This is a genomic window from Planctomycetia bacterium, assembly GCA_015075745.1.
GTDB lineage: Bacteria > Planctomycetota > Phycisphaerae > UBA1845 > UTPLA1 > UTPLA1.
Window position 1 is genome coordinate 465,422 of sequence record JABTTW010000002.1, and the last position, 16,072, is coordinate 481,493.

A 16,072-nucleotide genomic window follows, 5' to 3' on the forward strand; every position below is an offset into this window, starting at 1 on the left:
GCTGGCTACGAGGCGGGTAAATCGCAATTAAATCCTAGGGCTTGTAAGGGCGGAATTCCATATTAAACACGCGAGCGACGGCTTCATTCGTCACCTGGCCGCGATAGACATCCACGCCCTCCGCCAGGCCCGCATCGGCCGCCGTTGCCTTCTTATAACCCATGTTCGCCAGCCGCAGGACATAAGGCATCGTCGCATTCGTCAGGCCAAACGTGCTGGTACGTCCCACCGCCCCCGGCATGTTGGCCACGCCATAGTGAACAACGCCGTCCACGATATACGTCGGATCGGCGTGCGTCGTCGGGCGAATCGTCTCGCAGCAGCCACCCTGATCGACGCCGACGTCGACGATCACCGCGCCCTGCTTCATCGTCGATAGATAAGACCGGGTAATAAGCGTCGGACAAAGCGCCCCGGGGATCAGCACGGCGCCAATGACGAGATCGGCGAGGATCAGATGCTCGCGGATCATCGCGTCGCTGCTGAAGACAAGCTGCACGTTCGCGGCCATGACATCCGAGAGATATCGCAACCGTTCAAGGTTCACGTCCATGAGGATGACGTGAGCTCCCAACCCTGCGGCGACCTTCGCGGCATTCATCCCGACAATGCCCGCGCCGAGAATCAGTACCGTGGCAGGCTGCACACCGGGGATGCCTCCCAGCAGAATGCCGCGGCCCATCATCGGCCGTTCAAGGTACTTCGCGCCTTCCTGCACGCTCATCTTGCCGGCGACCTCGCTCATCGGAGTCAAGAGCGGCAGACGTCGTTCACGATCGCGCACGGTCTCATAGGCAATGGCTACGCACCCGCTTTTAAGGACGCCCTCGGTCAGCTTGCGGTCGGCGGCAAAGTGAAAATATGTGAAGCAAACCTGCTCTTCGCGAAGCATCGCGCACTCGGAAGGCTGCGGCTCCTTGACCTTGACGATCAATTCTGACTTGGCGAAGACCTCCTGGGCCGTATCGACGACCGTGGCCCCGACCGCCTCATATTCCGAGTCGGTGAAACCTGAGCCGTGACCGGCGTCCTTCTCAATGAGGACCTTGTGGCCGGCGCGAACCAGGTCAGCCGCCCCGCCGGGAACGATGCCGACGCGGTACTCATCCGATTTGATCTCTTTGACACAGCCGACAATCATCCTGGAGGCTCCTGGGGGGACACGAATCGTGGCGGACACACTTTCAGCCGGCGTGTGAGTTCCGCCTGTTCAAGCGGCAACGCCTCTGAGAATCGCGGCCATGCTATTCAAAGGGCCGACTCTCGGCAACGCGACCGACCGCGGCCGCATCTTCGGGCCACCTGGAATACCCGGTCCCGGTGTGCCTTCCGAATCCTAATTCTGCTCGCTAACGAGACTTGGAAACCATTTGGCGGGTTACGTCCGACAATGACCGGGCAACCTGACACAGACCGGCCCATTCTCCCCATAACCTCCAAATGATGCAAAAATGCAACATTTGGCTTGATCGAAGTTCCGACCTACCGATACTGTTAAGGCCCGCAGCGGCACCGTGAACGAGTAATTTCACAGGGGCCAAGCGGCCTGATCACGATTTCTTGAAATAGGCAGGGGTCCATCGGCGCAATGACGACCACGTCGACGAAGTCCATTCACCAAGCTCCGTCAGCGGCCGGCTCGCTGGGCGACCTGCTCGGGTCAGTCATCGAATCGCTGCCGATGGCCATGGTCCTCTTCGACAGGCGTCTGCAGGTCACCCTTGCCAACCGGTCCGCGCAGGACCTCCTCCACGGGGAGCAAGACCTGGGCGTCGCATTGTCGCGTCTGGGCGTCGAAGGGCGCTTCGAGGACTGGACCACCGAATTGCGGCAGGTCATGACGACTCAATTGCCGCGGCGATTGGATGTCTCCATCAAGAATGCGGACCGCGCCGGCGAGACTTTTCTCAATGTGATGGTCAGCCCGCTTCGCCTGAACGGGGAGGAATCCGCATCCGGCGGACTTTTGCTCGCCGAAGATGTGTCCTCTCATATCAGCATGGAGCGACGTCTCGCCGTCTCCGAGCGGCTTGCAGCCGTCGGCAAACTGGCTGCGCGCGTGGCGCACGAACTGAACAACCCGCTCGATGGAATCCTGCGGTTTACGAATCTCGCGCTGCGTCGGGCGACCGAGTTGGGCGATTCGAAGATCGTCGAGTACCTTGAGTCGGCCAGAAGCGCGGTTCATCGACTCGCCGAGATTGGCGGCGACCTGCTGGAGTTCTCGCGCGCCACGCCGAGCACCTTCGAGCAGGCGACGATCAATAAGCTCGTCGAAGACGCCCTGTCGGCCATGGAGGGACGGGCCCAGGAAGCCAAGATCACCCTGGTGTGCAACTTCCACGAATCGGACATGCCCGTCGTGCGTGGTAGCAATCTCTTTCAGATATTCTGCAACCTTATCAAGAACTCGATCGACGCCATGCCGGACGGCGGGACCCTGACCGTGACCACCAGAATTGCCGAACCGGATGTCATCGTGACCGTTTCCGACACGGGCATCGGGCTGCCTGCGGATGTCGATCGCATCTTCGAGCCATTTTTCACCACGAAGCCCATCGGCAGCGGAACCGGCCTGGGCTTGGCGGTGTCGAAAGAATTGATCGAGAAGTATTCAGGTTCCATCACGGCGTCGCGCAACGAGCCGAAAGGCACGGTGATGACGGTTCGAATCCCGATTCGCAATTGCGAGGCCACGCCGCTCCACAAACAGGCGGGCCATCAAGGGGATTCACAGATATCGGATTCGACGAAACCGGGAAACAATTCCCGCTAATGGGGAGGTGCATGTAATGTCGGTAAAACAAACCGTCCATCAGCCCGCCGACGCCGCATCGCGCCGCGGCGCACCGAGCGTCGAGAAGGGCCGCATTCTCATCGTGGATGATGACCGCATTGTCGTTGATTCGCTGAGCGAGTTCCTGCGCCTTGAGGGCTACGACGTGACCGGCGCTCCCGGCGTCGCGCAGGCGATCGAGGCCATCGAGCAGGAACCGTTCAATCTCGTCATCACCGACGTGAACATGCCGCAGTCCGACGGCTTCGAACTCCTTCGCACGCTTCACGACCGATGGCCCGACATCGTCACCATCGTCGTCACCGGCTACGGCACCATCGAGTCCGCCGTCGAGGCGATCAAGATGGGCGCTTACGACTATCTCACCAAACCCCTGTCGGACGACGAGATTCGTCTTGTCGTCCAGCGCGCCGTCGCCCAACAGTCGCTGCTCAAGGAAAATCGCTCACTCCGGCAGCAGCTCGATCTGCGCTACTCGCTCGATAGCGTCGTCGGCCACGACTACAAGATGCTCAAGATCTTCGACCTCGTCCAGACGGTCGCCGACAGCAAGTCGACGGTGCTGATCTCCGGTGAGTCAGGAACCGGTAAGAGCCTCGTCGCCCGGGCGATTCACCAGCGTTCCGATCGTCGCAATAAGCCGTTCATTGAGGTGTCGTGCGGCGCCATTCCCGAAGGCCTGCTCGAGTCGGAGCTGTTCGGCCACGTCAAAGGCAGCTTCACCGGGGCCGTTGCAAATAAGGAAGGCAAGTTCAAGGCGGCCGAGGGCGGGACCATCTTCCTCGACGAGATCAATTCGGCGTCGCCTGCGTTTCAGGTGAAGCTGCTGCGCGTCTTGCAGGAGCGGCGGTATGAGCCGGTCGGCTCGAATGCCACGGTCAATGCCGATGTGCGCGTGATCCTCGCGTCCAACGTCGATCTCAAGCGCGAAGTCGAGGCCGGGCGGTTTCGGCAGGACCTGTACTATCGCGTCAACGTCGTAACGCTCGCCATGCCGCCGCTCGTTGAGCGACTCGGCGATATTCCGCTCTTGGCGGAAACGTTCCTCAAGAAGTATTGCGACGAGAACAAAAAGCAGATCGTCGGCCTGACGGCGGAGGCCATCAATCTCCTCCAACGCTACCACTGGCCGGGCAACGTGCGCGAACTGGAAAATGCGATTGAACGGGCCGTCGTACTCTGCAAGAGTCGGCACATCGCGCCGGAAGACCTGCCCGCGTCGGTGATGGAGGGCCAGACGCCCGGCACGACCTCATCGACCGGCGAGATTCCCTACAAGCCCATCTCCCTGAGGGACGCCCTGGAAGAGCCCGAGCGGCGAATCATCGAAGCGGCCCTGAAGGCGAACAACTGGAACCGCCAGGAAACGGCAGAAGTCCTGCAGATCAATCGCACGACGCTTTATAAGAAGATGAAACACTTCGGGCTGGAATACGACCCGGACAAGCACGCCGGAGGTTCGGCATAGGCGTTCGCGTCCGATTCTAACAGCCGTTGATCGCCACCCGTCGCGAGTGTGCTGTTTGAGTGTACCGCCTGGAATTGCCGGGCAATGTAAACGACTGCCGAAAGTCCTCGTTGTGTCCAAATCCACGGGCGACTCGAATTCTTGACAACACGTTCGAATTCAATGACGTACTGCTCCCATCCCGTTGATACGCTGAAAGCGTTCAAGCCCTCTAGCCCGAATATTTCATCAGGTCGGCGTTGAATAGGAATAGAAAAAGCCTCGAAGCCTTGTAGACTGGGGTTTCGTAAGAACATTCCGGTCCATAGGCAGGGAGGCTTTTTCGTGACAGACTGTAACAGCAAACCGATGTTCTTTTCCAGTCTCGGCCGCAAGAAAATCGTGGCCGATTTCACAGGCGGAACGCTCACCTCAGACGCCGGGGGTCTGCTGCTTCGGGAGGTCGAGCGGCGTCTGGGCCTGGTCGATCAACTGGCCGGGGTCATCAACGACCCGCGTGATCCGGCCTGAATTCAACATGACCAGCGGGTCATGCTGGCCCTGCCGCATCTTTGCCATTGCGATGGGCTACGAAGATCTCAACGACCATCAAGCCCTGCGGAGCGATCCCGTGCTGGCGGTCCTGACCGGGCGGCCGCCGAGCGCGGATGAGCCGCTGGCCAGCAGTCCGACCTTGTGCCGGCTGGAGAACCGCGTCACGCGCGGCGACCTGGCACGAATGTCGCGTGTGCTGGTGGAGCAGTTCATCGCGTCCTATGAATCGCCGCCGGAGGAATTGATCCTCGACTTCGACGCGACCGACGATCCGATCCACGGCAACCAGGAAGGCCGCTTCTTCCACGGCTATTACGACCACCACTGCTTCCTACCGCTGTATGTGTTCTGCGGCTCGCGGCTGCTGGTCTCCTACCTGCGGCCCAGCAACATCGACGGGGCCCATCACGCCTGGCCCATCCTGAAGCTGCTGGTGCAGCGGCTTGCGACAGGCGTGGCCCGGGGTGCGGATCATCGTCCGCGGGGATTCGGCTTCTGCCGCCGGCGAATGATGAAATGGTGCGACCGGCACGGCGTCAAGTACGTGCTGGGCCTGGCCCGCAACACCGTCCTGAGAAAGCGGCCGAGTCCTTCATGCAGGCGGCCGAGGCCCAGTTCGCCACCACGCAGCAGAAGGTGCGGAACTTCCACGAGATCGAGTACGCGGCGCAGACCTGGGATCGCCGCGCGCGCGTGATCGTCAAGGCCGAGCGGCTGGTTCAGGGGCCCAACGTTCGATTCGTGGTGACCAACCTGACCGACCGCACGCCGAACGATATCTACGACGGTCTGTACACGGCCCGCGGCGACATGGAGAACCGCATCAAGGAGCAGCAGCTCGGGCTCTTCGCCGATCGCACCAGTTGCCACGCCTTCCTGGCCAATCAGTTCCGGCTGCTGTTGTCCTCGGCGGCCTACGTCCTGGTGGAAACGCTGCGCCGCACGGCCCTGGCCGGCACCGAACTGGCCGAGGCCCAGGTGAACACCATTCGCCTGAAACTCCTCAAGGTCGCCGCGCGGGTGGTCGTCTCCGTGCGCCGCGTCGTACTGCGACTGTCGAGCAGCTGCCCCCTGCAGGACCTGTGGCGATCCCTGGTTCCACGACTCCGCCTGATCCCGCCCGCCCCATCATGACCCGAAAAACAACCTGATCACCGCTTGGGGGTAAGGGGGCCCTGCGCGCTCCAACCTCCACCTTCGTCCCTCCGCTCACGCACAAAGCCGAAAAACTCCGTCCATCACCATTCGAAGATCACTGATGAAATATGCGGGCTAGCCCAGGGTTGCCGCGACGCGGCTACCCTGGGAAAATGTCCGCCAGACCCATTCAACCCCACCGGGGTTGTGGCATTGAGGAGCCGTCATGCCGCAGTCGCTCTCAGCCGTGCATGTTCATCTGATTTTCTCCACGAAAGGCCGACGCCCTTTACTACACGATGTCGCCCTTCGCGAAGCCCTACACGCGTATTTGGGCGGCATCAGCAGGGAACTCGATTGTCCTCCCGTGCGTATCGGTGGTGTTGCCGATCATGTCCATATCCTTGCCCGATTGGGGCGGACTATCTCTCAGGCCGATTGGGTTAAGGAAATAAAACGAGTGTCAACCTTGTGGCTCAAGGGCCACACAGGAAACCTCGCAGATTTCCAGTGGCAGGCAGGCTATGCATGCTTTTCAGTAAGCCAATCGAATATATCGCGAGTAGCTGATTACATTGCGCAGCAGGAGGAGCACCACCGGCATACGACCTATCAAAACGAGCTTCTCGCGTTCTTCGAAAAGCATCAAATCGAATTCGACAAACGGTATGTGTGGGATTAGGCCACAACCCCGTTGGGGTTGAATCTTCTCGACGATCATGATCCCAGGGTAGCCGCGTCGCGGCTACCCTGGGCTAGAGCAGATTGCGCGTCCCTCTAGCGCCATAGTGCACTAGAGGTTAGGCTGGTTGCCGAAGGAGTACTTTGGCATGGAAGCCTATTCGATGGATCTGCGAAAACGGGTGCTGGCGGCGTGCGATGCCGGGCATGGGACCACGCGGGTTGCGAAGTCGTTCGAGGTGTCGCCGGCCTGGGTTCGGCGACTGAAGCAGCGACGGCGTGAGCTCGGCACCATCGCGCGTTGCCGCATCGGGCCGGACCGATCCCGAAGCTCAACGACGCTCGAAAGCGCGGCTCCGCAGGCTGGTGGAGACCCAGCCCGATGCGACCCTGGCCGAACTGCGCGACCGGCTGGGTCTGGAGGTCACCCTGGGCCACCTTTGCCGCACGCTCCACAAGATGAAGCTGTCGCTAAAAAAGTCGCTCTTTGCGGATGAGCAGAACCGTCCGGACGTGAAGGCGGCGCGGCAGCGCTGGCAGGCGGCGCTGGGCGGCCTCGATCCGGATCGCCTTGTTTTATTGATGAGAGCTCGGCCAAGACCAACCTGACGCGGCTGCGGGGCGCGCCCGCGCGGGCAGCGGGTCAAGGCCCATGCGCCCAATGGCCGTTGGCAGACCACGACGATGCTCTGCGGACTGCGGCTGAGCGGACCCACCGCGCCGATGCTGTTGCCCGGGGCGATCGATGGCGCGGCCTTCACGGCCTATGTCCGCCAGGTTCTCGCGCCCACCCTCAAGCCGGACGACATCGTGGTGATGGACAACCTGGCCTCGCACCACGCCCCGGGCGCGATGGAGGCCATCGCTCAAGTCGGCGCCACCGCTTTGTTCCTGCCGCCGTACTCGCCCGACTTCAATCCGATTGAACCGATGTGGTCAAAGGTGAAGCAGTACCTGCGAAGTGCGGCGGCGCGAAGCTTCGAGCCGTTGTGCAAGGCGATGGGCCGCGCGATTGCCGCCGTGACGCCCGGCGATGCCATCGGCTACTTTACGCACTGCGGAATCGCTACAGAAATGCGCAAACCGCTCTAGTGCTCCGTCATCGTTAGCTTTGCGGGTTATTTTTGGAAAGGGTCGATGTTCATGATTGGATGGCCGTGGATGGCCTGTTGATCATGGAGGATCGGCGATGAAACGGTATGTGGTTCGGCTGGAGGCGGTGGAGCGGCGGCGATTAAAGGAGTTGGTTTCGACGGGCAGGGCGGCGGCCTACAAAATTCGGCACGCGAACATTCTGCTTCAGGCGGATGAATCGAAGTCACGACCGGGCTGGCCCGATACGCGGATCGCAGAAGGCCTGGCGGTGTCGGTTCGGAGCATCGAGTACCTGCGGAAGCGGTTTGTAGAGGAAGGATTGGAGGCCTGTTTGGCACCGAAGAAACGGCCCTTCCGCCGGTGGCGCCAAAGTTCGACGGCCGCAAGGAGGCCAAACTTGTGGCCGTGGCCTGCTCGCAGCCGCCGAAGGGATACGAACGTTGGTCGCTCCGGCTGCTGGCCGACCGGGTGGTGGAATTGAAGATCGTGGACGCGGTGTCCCATGAGACGATCCGGCGTGTTCTTCAAAAACGAGTTGAAACCGTGGCAGAAGAAGATGTGGTGCATTCCGCCGGACCAGGATGCGGCGTTCGTCTGTGCGATGGAAAATGTTCTGGAGGTTTATCACCGGCCCTATGATCCGAAACGCCCGGTGGTCTGTTTCGATGAGAAGTCCAAGCAACTGGTCTCGGAGGTACGTCGGCCGATGGCGGCGAAGCGGGGTCAGGCGGCGCGGTATGACTATGAATACGAGCGCAATGGGACGGCGAATTTGTTTGTCTTCGTGGAGCCGCTCAAAGGTTGGCGGCAGGTGACGGTGACGTCGCGGCGTTGCAAAACCGACTTTGCCGGCCAGATGCGGGCGCTGGTGGACCTCCACTACCGCCGTGCGGAGAAGATCACCGTGGTGATGGACAATTTCAACACCCACACCGTGTCGAGCCTTTATGCCGCCTTCCCTCCAGCCGAGGCAAGACGGCTGATGGACAAGCTGGACGTGGTGCATACGCCCAAGCATGGATCGTGGTTGAATATGGCGGAGATCGAGTTCAGCGTGATGGAAAAGCAGGCTCTCAACGGCCGCGTCCCCGATGAAAAGGCCCTAACAAAGCAAGTGAAGGCATGGGAATCAAATCGGAACCATCGATCCAAACGAATCAACTGGCAGTTCACCACCGATGATGCCCGCGTGAAGCTCCATCGGCTTTACCCGCAAATTGAAACATGACGGAGTACTAGTCCTCGGCGATGCAGTAGAGGTTCTTTCGCCCGCGCAGGAAGATTTCGTCGCCGGCGATGGCCGGGGACGCTTCGAAGCCGTCATCCAGCACATTCGTGGCCAGCACCTCAAACTCACCGCCGTGCTTGATCACCGTCGTCTTTCCATTTCGACCGGCGATGTAGACCTTGTTGGCCGCCCCGACGAGCGAGGCGTAGATCATGTCCGGGCCTTCAATTCGCATCTTCTCGGCGAGCGGCTCGCCCTTCTTGGCATCGAGGCAGGTCAGAATCGGTCGGTTGTTGTCGAGAAAATAGAGCACGTCCTTGTAAAGGAGCGCCGAGGGCACATACGGCGTATCCTTGTCGTATCGCCATGCCACAGTGCCGGAATCGGTGATGTCGCCCTTGGCGGCCCCATAGCGAATGGCCAGGAGCGCTGCGCCGCGAAAACCCGAAATGCAGTAGAGCAGGCCGTTGCCGATCATGGGGGTGGGGATGGTGTTGGCGGTCATCCCGCGACAGCTCCAGATGTCCTTGCCGGTCTTGAGGTCGTACGCCTGAATCGCGTTGGTCGCGGAGACGACGACCTGCGGCTTGCCGTTGGCCCGGAAGACGATGGGCGTGGACCATGTCGTCGGCTCATCGCGGTCCCGGCGCCATAATTCCTTGCCGGTCTTCTTATCCAGGGCCACGATGAAGTCGTCTCCTTCGTGATCCCAATTAACAATGATCGTGTCGCCGTAAAGGGCCGGTGAACTGCCCTCGCCGAACTCGTTGCGCGTCTTCATGTCGCCGAAATCTTTTTCCCACTTCACCTTGCCCTTCATGTCCAGGCAGTAAAGCCCGTAGGATCCGAAGAAGGCGTAGACGTGCTCTCCGTCGGTCACCGGCGAAGCGGACGCCTGCGACGCATCCGGGTGGCCCGCCTCGTGAGGAACCTCTTCGTGGACGGTCGTGTTCCAGATTGTCTTGCCGGTCTTGCGATCGAGGGCCATCACCTGGAACTGATAGGCCTTGGTCGGCTTTGCGTTGCGCATGCCGAAGCCCCCGCGCCGGCGGCCTGGTTGGCCTTGCCGTCCATCACGATCGCCGGGCTGAACATATGCGCCTGCTTCGGCCGGAGTACGATCTGATTCGACCGCCGTCACGATGAAGACCCGATCGCCCCAGACGATCGGCGTGGCGTGACTTCGCCCGGTCATCGGCACCTTCCAGCGGATGTTCTTTTCCTCCGACCACTCGGTGGGCGGATTCGCTCTCAATGCAACGCCGGTTCCGTTGGGCCCCCGCCACTGCGGCCAGAAGTCGGCCCGGCCGGGCGTCTTGGGCGGCGCGGCGGCCGCCATGTTCGCCACGGTCCATGCCAGCACCCATGCACTGATGTTTAGGCTCGTCTTCATCACGACCGACCTCCCGTTTCATTTGAAATCATCCGTACGCCGCCCGCACAGTAGCAAGGAGAGCGCGTCGAGTCACGACTCCGGATCGATCCGTCGTCGCCGTCCCAATCGCACATCGCACGGCGTCGCATTTTCGTTACCAATCCAGTGATCCCAGGCCCCGTGGTCGCTGATGTCCACACCGGCGGCCTTCGCCTGTCGTTGAAGGTAGTTTTGCAGCTCGATGAGGAAATCTGTGTCCATCAGTTCCGGATGTTCCGCCAGGTGCTGATGCAGCACCCGATAGATCAACTTCAGCTCCTCGGCATCCAGCGCCGCCACCACCGCATCGCCCCGTTCTTCAAAGCTCATGTCACACGTCCTTTCGACAGCGGGGCATTATACCGCATCCCGGCAGTTGACGCCTTCCGGGCGAATGCACGGGCGACATTCCCCCCCTATTCCGTGCAGACACCGTATCCGGGGGCCGGGCGCCGTGACGAACCGAGCCCGCGCCGTAGGTGTCACACGGGCGACACTCACCGCGGGGACGATGAATCCACCCGTTGCCGGGCGATGGCGCAGAAGGCTTGAATTCAGTACCAGGGAAAATCGAGCCAGTTGCGACCGAGGGGACTGCCCGGGCTGAGAATCGGGGTGGTCGAAGAGACGAATACGTGGATTTCATGAAGCGTTGGCACTTGTGCCAAACGGCGGCCCGGCGCACGGCTCACGCGGTCGGCCGATCATGCGCGGGATTTGTCCCTATGCTCTGCCTGTCAAGGAGGCTGCGCGACGGATGTCCCACAGTTCCCTTGTTTTGCCATGACGTTCGCATCCGAAACCGTCCGTCCCGCACCCGGCGTGACTTTACTTACTTCAGCCGCCCATGCCTCGTGCCGATAGCTCCAGGCCGGGCGAGGCGACCTTGCCACGGACGGACACAGGACGCTGACGTGAAGGGCACCACGGATGGTCATTGACGAACTTCGTCCACCCTCCAAGACGGACGCGATCAAGCCGGCCGCAAATCCAATTCGAATGGGTGTGCCCTTCATTTCTCCCAGTCATCTCGTTCGGGAAAAGGCATTTCGCATGGCCATCCGGACGGGGTGGATGCCGGACTTCAACCTCATCTGGGAGTCGCAGCGGCAACAGGGTTTCTCGATGTGCTTCGGGTCGCACTCGGCAAGCTGCGATCGTGCATGTCGCTGGTTTGAGACGTGCCACGAGCTGGTGTCTGAGCCCATCGACGCCCGACTACCCGCACCCGATTTCCAGACATCCCGTTGAGCCGCACCGGCTCAAAGTGCGTACCCGCCCCTCAGCGGGCTACGAACTTCCAACCGTTACGATGCGCCATGCGGCGATTATCTCGTCTTCCTAACCATGCGCCCGGGTCGCCGTCGTCGGTAGCCGAAGGCCATAAGCGGAACGAGTCCAAGCGTGGCCGTTGCGGATGATCCCGCCCCGCACGCACCGCTGCCGATCAGTGGGTCGGTCGATCTGACGCCAGAATCCGTGCCAGGTCCCACCCGCTCCGGATTGACCGGGGAATCCGCAAAGGGGCAACCGAACTCGTTGACCGTGGACCCCAGCAGCGAGCCCGGACACTGGTCAAGACAATCCGGCACGCCGTCACTGTCAGCATCTGCATTCGGGTTGATTTGCAGGCAGGAGCAGCCGGACTCATTCACCACAGAACCCAGAGGGGTGTTCGGGCAAGCGTCCGCACAATCGGGGACGCGGTCACGATCCAAGTCTACGATCGGGACGATCTGTGCGCAAGCACAGCCGGTGTTATCGACGGCGTTACCGGCGGGCGTATTGGGGCACAGGTCCACGCAGTCGCCGATCCCGTCGTTGTCGGAGTCACCGGGCGTGAGCTGCTGACAGGAGCAACCGTTGGCGTCCACCGCGGCGCCGGTCAGCGTGCCGGGACATGCGTCGAGGCAATCCAAAACGCCGTCACCATCGCTGTCACCGAGTTCGTCAATCAGTCCGTTGCAATCGTTGTCGATTCCGTCGCAGACTTCGACGGCATTGGGGTTCACGGCGGCCTGACCGTCGTCGCAATCCAGGAAGTTGCTCACAAATCCGGCCGGCTGCGTACATGAAGAGATCAGGTTCAGGGGGTTTCCAAAACCGTCGCCATCGAAGTCGCGATACCAGAGGGCGGCGCTCGGTGCGATGCCGTCGCAATTGCGGTCCTGTCCGCAAACATCGACGGCATTCGGGTTGTAGGCGGCGCTGGCATCATTGCAGTCGAGATTGTTGGAGACGTAACCGGCCGGCTGCGAGCAGCCAAGCTGAAAGTCAAGCGGATTGCCAAAGCCGTCGTTGTCCGCATCGCGGTACCAGGTCATCGAAAACTGAAGAGTCAGAAGCGCCGCGTTACTGGTTGCCGAGCCGCAGGCGTTGGTGACGACGCATCGGTAGGCCCCCTGCGTGGAGGTCGAATAGCAACTGGAAGTCGCGCCGCCGATGTTGACGTTGTCCTTCTGCCACTGGTAACTGAGCGGCGTCGCGCCCGTTGCCACGACGCAGAATTGCAGAGAGTTGCCCGAGCAGACACTGCCCGAGATGGGGTGTGAAGTGATCGCGGGTGCGACATTGACCGTCAGGGTCGCACTGTTGCTCGTGGCGCTGCTGCAGCCGTTGCTGACCACGCATCGGTACGAGCCGGCCAGGCCTGCGTCGTAACAGGATGCGGTGGCGCCGGCGACATCCGCACCGTCCTTCTGCCACTGGTAGGTAAGCGTGCCGCCGCCGGTCGCGGTTATGCAAAACTGCCGCGTCTGGCCGGTGCAGACCGAGCCTGAAGTCGGATGCGAGGTCACGGCAACGCCGGTGTTGACCGTCAGAGCGACGCTGTTGCTGGCCCGCGAACCACAGGCATTCAGGATGATGCACCGATAGGAACCTGCGACCGTCGCCGAGTAGCAAGACGACGTGGCACCGACGATGTTGACGCCGTTCTTCTGCCACTGATACGTGAACGGGCCGACGCCGGAAGCGACGACGCAGAACTGGTTGGATTGTCCCGAGCAGATCGTTGCCGCGACGGGCTGAGTGGCGACGGTGGGGACGTCGTTGACCGTCAAACCGGCTGCATTGCTGGTGGCGGAGCCGCACGAGTTGGTGACGACGCAGCGGTACGAACCTGCTGACGAAGCCGTATAACAGGAACTGTTCGCGCCCGAGACGTTGGCGCCGTCCTTCTGCCACTGATAGGTCAGGGGGGCCGCGCCGGTCGCGGTGACGCAGAATTGATTGGTCTGGCCGTTGCAAATCGTGGCTGCGGAAGGGTGACCGGTGACCGATGGCACAGCGTTATGGGAAAGGGACGCGGAATTACTCAGGACGGATCCGCAATTGTTGGTCACGGTGCAGGTGTAAGCGCCGGCCAGCGTAGCGGAGTAGCAGGACGCCGTGGCCCCGCTGATGTCGACGCCGTTTCTGCGCCACTGATAACTCAGGGGGGGCGTACCGGTGGCCGTCACGCAGAACTGAGCGGAGCTTCCAACGCATGCGGTGACCGGAGCCGGGTGCGTCGAGATTGCGGGAGCCTGCTGGCCGTTCTGCGAACAGGAGCAACCATTCGTGTCGACGGGCTGGCTTGCGGCCGTCCCGGGACAGGTATCGGTGCAATTGAGCACGCCGTCGCCGTCGTCGTCGCCCGAGCCGCAGGTGCAGGGAAATTGCTTGTACCAGAGTAGAGAGTTCGCACCGCCGTCATCGATGGTCAAAAAGACGCTTCGCTGATCAGAGTTACAGTCGGTGTTCGACATAATGGCGAAGCCCTCAAGATTCCAGCTTGAAGGGCTTCCGGCGGGCCGGCCGTAGGTGAGAATCTCATTGAGCTTGCGCTCCCCAGAGACCTGTGTGGAGCCAAGCGTGGTGACCTCGATCCGATTCCAATCTGCCCCGTGCAGGATGTAGAGGCGACCGTCGGAGCGATCGAAGGCCAGTTCGCAGCTTTCGCCGTAGTTCGTCTTGTAGGCCCCGACGAAAGTGAAAGTGCCGTTTGAACGATTGAGATCAAATGCGTAGAGCCGTCCGCCGTTCTGGTGTGCGACGAACATGAGCCCGCCCATGCCGTTCTGGCTCAGGTAAGGATTGCCGCTGCCATCGACAAAGCCCTGCGCGGCAAGGAATGAATCCGGCACGAAGCAAAGCCCCTCCGCCCCGGACCCGCCGTTGAGAGGGAGGTGCGGCGAGGTGTTCCAGTTATTGACAAGTACCGCGGTACCGTAGGTGGCGATGGAGTATTCCTTGATGCGCTCTTCGCCCTCGAGGAGCAGATAGATGGCTGCTTCGCCGTAGTGGGCCTGGGTGACGGCTTCCAGATCGCCGAAGTTGGTCCATTCGCCGCGAAGCCCGTTTTGATAGTCGATCTCGAAGCTTCCGTTTCCATCCTCGCGGAGGGCCCAGAATTTGGAACCGCCGGTGCCGCCGTTTCTGCACACCCAGAGACGGCGCGTCTGCGGATTCCAGAACGCGGAACTCATGTTGACATGGAAGTCGTTGGTACCGGGGCCTTCAACGGCGGTGAGATTGGTCGCGGCGCTCAGCGCCTCGGCCGGCCATGGCACTTCGGCTGCGGCGACAACTGTTACCTGTAGTGCCGCGAGAACCAAACTGGCGCTCGGCGGCAATTGAAATCGATCCCGCATGACGTGTACCCTTTTTGAAACGGGGTCAATTCGCGGGTAAAGGCCAGCTCTTGCCGCCAAGCCTTTACCCAAGCTTACAATTTGCTTATTTCCATGGGCACTTTTCGAAGCCCGAATCTCCTTTTTCCAGACAAGCGGCTGACGCGCCTGGATGTAATTAGGGGACCCCCTAGTCAATCTCCGTGCCACTGACCAAGTGAGTCCGAAAAAGCGGATCGAAACTTGCTTAGGGATGCACGAAAGAACGTTTTACCGGCGTGAATCCCCTCCATGCTCCGTTGAGCTAACCCCCCGTCCCCGCAATGCTCGCATGGGAACTGCGGAGACTGGGCAATTTCACTCTAACGGTGGGGTCCGCGAATTGTCAAGATTACGTTAACAATTCTGGGACCTCCCCAGATCCAGGAGTTCGGAAATTGGCCGCAGACTTAGGCCAGGGCGTGAGTTAGGGGAGTCGGCACGACCCCAGGATCGCGCGGAGCCGGGACCCATCCCCAGCCCCACGGATGGCTCGCTGCGCTGCCTCGGGGGTCGGCATCCCTCCCGCAAGCCGGCGATGATGGTTTGGCTTTCGGGTCCAAGTGATCAACCGAAAGAATGGTTCGATCATCCAGGTCAGTAGGTTGCCGACGAACATCCGTCGCGGCGAAGGCAATGCACGTGCCGGGCCGGGTTGAGAAATTAAGAACCCGCATGCTCGCAGATCCATGAGGAACTGCTCCCACATGCTGCTTTCCTCGCTCAGTCATACTCGGGCGCATCGAACGCGCTTCGAGTTTTGAGCATCGAGAACCCAACACCGAGTCATCTGACGCAAATTACGTCGTTGTTAAAGATATGCGCGAACGCCATCGCGGCTTTCACGTGCATAACGACGCGCCAACCATGGATGGAGCCGCGAATGTCCCGCTTTTGAGCAAATTCGAGACGCTTATCATCGGCCACAAGCAAATCCAAAAAAAAAGGGGCAGCACAGATTTAGCGATGGAATCGTGCATTGTGCAATGAAAAAACGCTTCCCGACACATTAGCTAAGGACAGTGCGTTTCTCTTCTTAGCTCGCGGAATCATCTGGACGCTTAAA

Annotated in this window: 8 protein-coding genes and 4 pseudogenes; 8 read left to right on the forward strand and 4 right to left on the reverse strand. The window is 60.9% G+C overall.

Annotation, left to right across the window (positions count from 1 at the left end; translation table 11 throughout):
* Nucleotides 1-34: 34 nt before the first annotated feature.
* The gene (gene ald / locus HS101_15455; protein MBE7507666.1) at nucleotides 35-1,141 is read right to left on the reverse strand and encodes an alanine dehydrogenase; all 1,107 of its coding nucleotides are present in this window, start codon (nucleotides 1,139-1,141) and stop codon (nucleotides 35-37) included.
* 447 nt (nucleotides 1,142-1,588) lie between these two features.
* Between ald and HS101_15460 the strand changes: the two genes are divergently transcribed.
* From HS101_15460 to HS101_15490, 7 genes and pseudogenes are all read left to right on the forward strand, one after another.
* On the forward strand, nucleotides 1,589-2,776 hold the full coding sequence (locus tag HS101_15460; GenBank protein MBE7507667.1) for a hypothetical protein: 1,188 nt from the start codon (nucleotides 1,589-1,591) through the stop codon (nucleotides 2,774-2,776).
* Nucleotides 2,777-2,792: 16 nt separating this feature from the next.
* Nucleotides 2,793-4,265 carry a sigma-54-dependent Fis family transcriptional regulator gene (locus tag HS101_15465; GenBank protein MBE7507668.1) on the forward strand — a complete coding sequence of 491 codons (1,473 nt, stop codon included), beginning with the start codon at nucleotides 2,793-2,795 and terminating at the stop codon, nucleotides 4,263-4,265.
* 348 nt (nucleotides 4,266-4,613) lie between these two features.
* Nucleotides 4,614-5,933: pseudogene (locus HS101_15470) on the forward strand (IS1380 family transposase).
* A gap of 229 nt (nucleotides 5,934-6,162) precedes the next feature.
* The gene (locus HS101_15475) at nucleotides 6,163-6,618 is read left to right on the forward strand and encodes a transposase (GenBank protein ID MBE7507669.1); all 456 of its coding nucleotides are present in this window, start codon (nucleotides 6,163-6,165) and stop codon (nucleotides 6,616-6,618) included.
* A gap of 148 nt (nucleotides 6,619-6,766) precedes the next feature.
* Entirely contained in the window at nucleotides 6,767-7,114 is a 348-nt protein-coding gene (locus HS101_15480; protein ID MBE7507670.1) for a hypothetical protein, read from the forward strand.
* 127 nt (nucleotides 7,115-7,241) lie between these two features.
* Nucleotides 7,242-7,709 (forward strand): annotated as a pseudogene (locus HS101_15485) (IS630 family transposase).
* 97 nt (nucleotides 7,710-7,806) lie between these two features.
* Nucleotides 7,807-8,940 (forward strand): annotated as a pseudogene (locus tag HS101_15490) (IS630 family transposase).
* Nucleotides 8,941-8,947: 7 nt separating this feature from the next.
* On the opposite strand, the gene HS101_15495 reads toward HS101_15490, so the two are convergent.
* Together HS101_15495 and HS101_15500 are read right to left on the reverse strand one after the other, a co-directional pair.
* A complete protein-coding gene (locus HS101_15495) occupies nucleotides 8,948-10,333 on the reverse strand; it encodes a PQQ-binding-like beta-propeller repeat protein (GenBank protein MBE7507671.1) in 1,386 nt (461 codons plus the stop codon).
* 162 nt (nucleotides 10,334-10,495) lie between these two features.
* Nucleotides 10,496-10,684 (reverse strand): annotated as a pseudogene (locus tag HS101_15500) (hypothetical protein).
* A 600-nt stretch (nucleotides 10,685-11,284) separates the two neighbouring features.
* On the opposite strand from HS101_15500, the gene HS101_15505 reads away from it, so the two are divergent.
* Nucleotides 11,285-11,605 (forward strand): hypothetical protein, encoded by a 321-nt coding sequence (locus HS101_15505; GenBank protein ID MBE7507672.1) that lies wholly within the window; start codon nucleotides 11,285-11,287, stop codon nucleotides 11,603-11,605.
* Between the two features lie 77 nt (nucleotides 11,606-11,682).
* On the opposite strand, the gene HS101_15510 is transcribed toward HS101_15505, so the two are convergent.
* A complete protein-coding gene (locus tag HS101_15510) occupies nucleotides 11,683-14,988 on the reverse strand; it encodes a hypothetical protein (GenBank protein ID MBE7507673.1) in 3,306 nt (1,101 codons plus the stop codon).
* Nucleotides 14,989-16,072: the final 1,084 nt, after the last annotated feature.

Coding starts and splice junctions, on each gene's coding strand:
- ald (MBE7507666.1), bottom strand. CDS start 1,141: ATGATTGTCGGCTGTGTCAAAGAGATCAAATCGGATGAGTACCGCGTC.
- HS101_15460 (MBE7507667.1), top strand. CDS start 1,589: ATGACGACCACGTCGACGAAGTCCATTCACCAAGCTCCGTCAGCGGCC.
- HS101_15465 (MBE7507668.1), top strand. CDS start 2,793: ATGTCGGTAAAACAAACCGTCCATCAGCCCGCCGACGCCGCATCGCGC.
- HS101_15475 (MBE7507669.1), top strand. CDS start 6,163: ATGCCGCAGTCGCTCTCAGCCGTGCATGTTCATCTGATTTTCTCCACG.
- HS101_15480 (MBE7507670.1), top strand. CDS start 6,767: ATGGAAGCCTATTCGATGGATCTGCGAAAACGGGTGCTGGCGGCGTGC.
- HS101_15495 (MBE7507671.1), bottom strand. CDS start 10,333: ATGAAGACGAGCCTAAACATCAGTGCATGGGTGCTGGCATGGACCGTG.
- HS101_15505 (MBE7507672.1), top strand. CDS start 11,285: ATGGTCATTGACGAACTTCGTCCACCCTCCAAGACGGACGCGATCAAG.
- HS101_15510 (MBE7507673.1), bottom strand. CDS start 14,988: ATGCGGGATCGATTTCAATTGCCGCCGAGCGCCAGTTTGGTTCTCGCG.